Genomic DNA, 5,000 nt, shown 5'->3' on the forward strand with positions numbered 1-5,000 from the left:
CGGGCCCCCGCCGGCGCGCTGGAACCGGCGCCTCAGCGACCCCGTCACCTCGACGACGTCCTCGGCCTGAAGCCGTGCCGCAGTGCGACGGGCCGTCGAGGTCCATGCCACGCAGTCGATCGTGTCGACGGTGATCTTGCTGCGCCTCCGCGCCGCCGGGGGTCTGCGCACGATCACGCGGAACGCGACCATCTCGTCACCGCTCGGCATCACCTTGACCACCGGGAGCGCGGCCACCCGGCCGCCGATCTGCACCTCGTTGGCGTAGGGGATCTCGTCCTGCTCGTCGGTCAGCGCCATCGCGACCACCTCCTGGCTTCCAGGATGGGTCCGCGCGCCGGCCACCGACCGGGTCGTCGCCCCCGCTGTGGACGAGCCGATGCCCGCATGCGCCCTGTGGACGTGGAGCGGTCAGCGACCGTCGGTGCCGTCGAGGGCCTGCACGCGGAGCACCGCGTCGGTGTCCTCGTTGCCGTCGACCGCCACGGTCCGGTGGAACCACTCCAACGCCTCGGCCTTGCGGCCGGCGCTCTCCAGTGCGTCGGCGTACGCGTAACGCAGCCGCGACACCCACGCCTCACGGCTCGGCGAGTGCAGACGCTCGCCCTCCAGGAGGCGGATGGCGGCCTCGGTCTGTCCGAGGTCCCGACGGGCACCGGCGACCACGATCGTCAGCTCGGCCCAGCCGGCCTGGTCCAGGGCCTCCTTGGCCTGCTCGGTCGCCATCGCGATGGCCCGCTCGGGACGTCGCAGTGCGCGCTCGCAGTCGGCCATCATCGGCAGGTAGTCCCATGCGCCGTTCATCCGGCGTGCGGCCCTCAGGTCCGACAACGCCTCGGAGAACTTGCCTGCGGCGTAGGCAGTCTCCCCGCACGCCTCGCGCACGACAGCCACCCGCTGCGCGCGCGCTCGAGCCGCCAGCGCGTGCTGGTAGGCGAGCTGGGGGTCCTCCTCGATGAGGTTGCCGGCCATCACCAGGTGACGGGCGACCCGGTCGGCGAGCTTGTCGGGCAGCGACGCCAGTGCGCGCCGGACGTGAGGGTCGAGATCCTTGGCCACCACGTCGTCGGGCAGCTCCGGGCCGTCGTAGCGCTGCTGGTCCTCGGTCCGTGGGGCCCGCTCGTTCCGGGTGTCCCGACCACGACCGCCGGGCGCACCCTGACGCTGACGATCACCGCGGGGGGCACCGGAGGACGCGCCACCGCGGCGGTCCGAGGAGCCTCCGCGACCGCCACCGCTCGGACGGCCCGAGCCGGCTCGGCCCTGTCCACCCGATCGGCCCTGTCCGCCCGAACCGGCTCGTCCCTGGCGTCCACCGCGCGCATCGTCTGCCATTGCTCTGGCTCCTCCCGGTCCCGCAGGACCACAAAAGAAAACGGGCCGCCCCGGCCTTGAAGGCCAGGGCGGCCCGTTTGAAGAATATGTCCGGCGACGTCCTACTCTCCCACACAGTCTCCCGTGCAGTACCATCGGCGCTGAAAGGCTTAACTTCCGGGTTCGGAATGTTACCGGGTGTTTCCCTTTCGCCATGGTCGCCGAAACTCTATTGAGATATCGATGATGCCAGTAGCATCTGGCACCCGACCGTATCTCGGGAACCTCACAGTGGACGCGTGCAGTGCTTGAAAAGTAATGGTGTAAGACAAGCCCTCGGCCTATTAGTACCGGTCAGCTCCATGCGTTGCCGCACTTCTACTTCCGGCCTATCAACCCAGTAATCTGCTGGGGGCCTTACCTGGTAAACCAGTGGGAAACCTCATCTTGAAACGTGCTTCCCGCTTAGATGCTTTCAGCGGTTATCACTTCCGAACGTAGCCAACCAGCCGTGCTCTTGGCAAAACAACTGGCACACCAGAGGTTCGTCCATCCCGGTCCTCTCGTACTAGGGACAGCCTTTCTCAAGTTTCCTACGCGCGCGGCGGATAGGGACCGAACTGTCTCACGACGTTCTAAACCCAGCTCGCGTGCCGCTTTAATGGGCGAACAGCCCAACCCTTGGGACCTGCTACGGCCCCAGGATGCGACGAGCCGACATCGAGGTGCCAAACCATCCCGTCGATATGGACTCTTGGGGAAGATCAGCCTGTTATCCCCGGGGTACCTTTTATCCGTTGAGCGACGCCGCTTCCACATGCCAGCGCCGGGTCACTAGTCCCGACTTTCGTCCCTGCTCGAGATGTCTCTCTCACAGTCAAGCTCCCTTGTGCACTTACACTCGAAACCTGATTGCCAACCAGGCTGAGGGAACCTTTGGGCGCCTCCGTTACATTTTAGGAGGCAACCGCCCCAGTTAAACTACCCATCAGGCACTGTCCCTGATCCGGATCACGGACCTAGGTTAGATATCTAGTACAGTCAGAGTGGTATTTCAACGTTGACTCCACAAGAACTGGCGTCCCTGCTTCACAGTCTCCCACCTATCCTACACAAACTGAACCAAACACCAATACCAAACTATAGTGAAGGTCCCGGGGTCTTTCCGTCCTGCCGCGCGTAACGAGCATCTTTACTCGTAGTGCAATTTCGCCGAGTCCATGGTTGAGACAGCGCCCAAGTCGTTACTCCATTCGTGCAGGTCGGAACTTACCCGACAAGGAATTTCGCTACCTTAGGATGGTTATAGTTACCACCGCCGTTTACTGGGGCTTAAGTTCTGCGCTTCGCCATTACTGACTAACACGTCCCCTTAACCTTCCAGCACCGGGCAGGAGTCAGTCCGTATACATCGAATTACTTCTTCGCACGGACCTGTGTTTTTAGTAAACAGTCGCTTGGGCCTGGTCTCTGCGGCCTTGAGTGCTTCGGAGAGCAAGTCTCCTGACACGTCCGGCCCCCCTTCTCCCGAAGTTACGGGGGCATTTTGCCGAGTTCCTTAACCATGGTTCACTCGATCACCTTGGTATTCTCTACCTGACCACCTGAGTCGGTTTGGGGTACGGGCGGCTCTGAAGCTCGCTAGAGGCTTTTCTCGGCAGCATAGGATCACTCACTTCGCCTTAATCGGCTCGACATCGGCTCTCAGGCATGCAGGAGACGGATTTGCCTATCTCCAGCCCTACGACCTTGTCCGCGGACTACCATCGCCGCGGTTGAGCTACCTTCCTGCGTCACCCCATCGCTTGCCTACTACCGGTTCGGGTCGTGCGCTCCGCCTCGTCTGTCCGAAGACGTCTGAGGTTTTGGGCACTTAGCATCACCGGGTTCAGCAGGGTCGCGTCAGCGCCGGTACGGGAGTATCAGCCCGTTGTCCATCGACTACGCCTGTCGGCCTCGCCTTAGGTCCCGACTTACCCAGGGAAGATTAGCTTGACCCTGGAACCCTTGGTCATTCGGTGGAGGAGTTTCTCACTCCTCATTCGCTACTCATGCCTGCATTCTCACTCGTGTGGCCTCCACGGCTGGTTCACACCGCCGCTTCGCTGGCCACACGACGCTCCCCTACCCATCCATGCACCTGGACCACGAAGGCCTGGTTATCACATGAATGCCATAGCTTCGGTGGATTGCTTGAGCCCCGCTAAATTGTCGGCGCGGAATTACTTGACCAGTGAGCTATTACGCACTCTTTCAAGGGTGGCTGCTTCTAAGCCAACCTCCTGGTTGTCTCTGCGACTCCACATCCTTTTCCACTTAGCAATCGCTTTGGGACCTTAGCTGATGGTCTGGGCTGTTTCCCTCTCGACAATGGAGCTTATCCCCCACTGTCTCACTGCTGCGCTCTCACTTACCGGCATTCGGAGTTTGGTTGATTTCAGTAAGCTGGTAAGCCCCCTAGACCATCCAGTGCTCTACCTCCGGCAAGAAACACGCAACGCTGCACCTAAATGCATTTCGGGGAGAACCAGCTATCACGGAGTTTGATTGGCCTTTCACCCCTATCCACAGGTCATCCCCTCAGTTTTTAACCTAAGTGGGTTCGGTCCTTCACGCGGTCTTACCCGCGCTTCAACCTGCCCATGGATAGATCACTCCGCTTCGGGTCTAGAGCGTGCGACTCATTCGCCCTATTCGGACTCGCTTTCGCTACGGCTTCCCCACTCGGGTTAACCTTGCCACACACCGCTAACTCGCAGGCTCATTCTTCAAAAGGCACGCTGTCACAGTTGCAAGCAACTGCTCCAACGGATTGTAAGCACATGGTTTCAGGTACTATTTCACTCCCCTCCCGGGGTACTTTTCACCTTTCCCTCACGGTACTTGTCCGCTATCGGTCATCGAGGAGTATTTAGGCTTAGCGGGTGGTCCCGCCAGATTCACACGCCATTTCAGGGGTAGCGTGTTACTCGGGATGACGCACAAGAGCCATTGCCTTACGTGTACGGGGGTATCACCCTCTACGCCGGGACTTTCCAGTCCACTTCAACTTCAGCAATGGTTTCTAACTCTTCGACTGATCGGCAGAACAGTCAGTGCGGTCCCACAACCCCGTCGAGGCAACGCCTGCCGGCTATCACACCTACGACGGTTTAGCCTGTTCCGATTTCGCTCGCCACTACTCTCGGAATCACTGTTGTTTTCTCTTCCTGTGGGTACTGAGATGTTTCACTTCCCCACGTTCCCTCCGAACGCCCTATGTGTTCAGGCGCCGGTACCTGGACTTTCCTCCAGGTGGGTTTCCCCATTCGGACACCCCCGGATCACAGCTCGGTTGTCAGCTTCCCGGGGCTTATCGCAGACTCCTACGTCCTTCATCGGCTCTCGATGCCAAGGCATCCACCATGTGCTCTTAGTAGCTTGTCATTACTTACTTCTAAGATGCTCGCGTCCACTGTGAAGTTCTCAAAATACGGGCGGTCCCGCACTGATACCCGCGCTTGCCGGTGAATCCGGTAGTTCGCGGGATGTGCGGTCCAAGAGATGAGGCCTAAGCCCGATCCCTCAGGACCCAACAGTGTGCCTGACCTGCTTGCTCGTCTTCCACCGAGGTTCCGTTCCCTTGCGGGATGTACTGACGGTGGTTCCGAGTGCTGCAGGCCAAATAATCGACGTTCCACTAGTGA

2 protein-coding genes and 2 rRNA genes are annotated in these 5,000 nt (G+C 60.4%); all 4 read right to left on the bottom strand.

Translation table 11 applies throughout. The features are described from left to right. On the bottom strand, window positions 1–300 hold a 300-nt coding region (locus ACI6PP_RS18355; RefSeq protein WP_421113071.1), incomplete at its 3' end, for a single-stranded DNA-binding protein. 111 nt (window positions 301–411) lie between these two features. After that, a complete protein-coding gene (locus ACI6PP_RS18360) occupies window positions 412–1,059 on the bottom strand; it encodes a tetratricopeptide repeat protein (protein WP_421113072.1) in 648 nt (215 codons plus the stop codon). 364 nt (window positions 1,060–1,423) lie between these two features. Continuing rightward, a 5S ribosomal RNA gene (rrf, locus tag ACI6PP_RS18365) occupies window positions 1,424–1,540 on the bottom strand. Window positions 1,541–1,638: 98 nt separating this feature from the next. Further along, a 23S ribosomal RNA gene (locus tag ACI6PP_RS18370) occupies window positions 1,639–4,740 on the bottom strand. Window positions 4,741–5,000: the final 260 nt, after the last annotated feature.

This window comes from Solicola agrisoli (assembly GCF_049059935.1).
Classification (GTDB): domain Bacteria; phylum Actinomycetota; class Actinomycetes; order Propionibacteriales; family Nocardioidaceae; genus JAURVT01.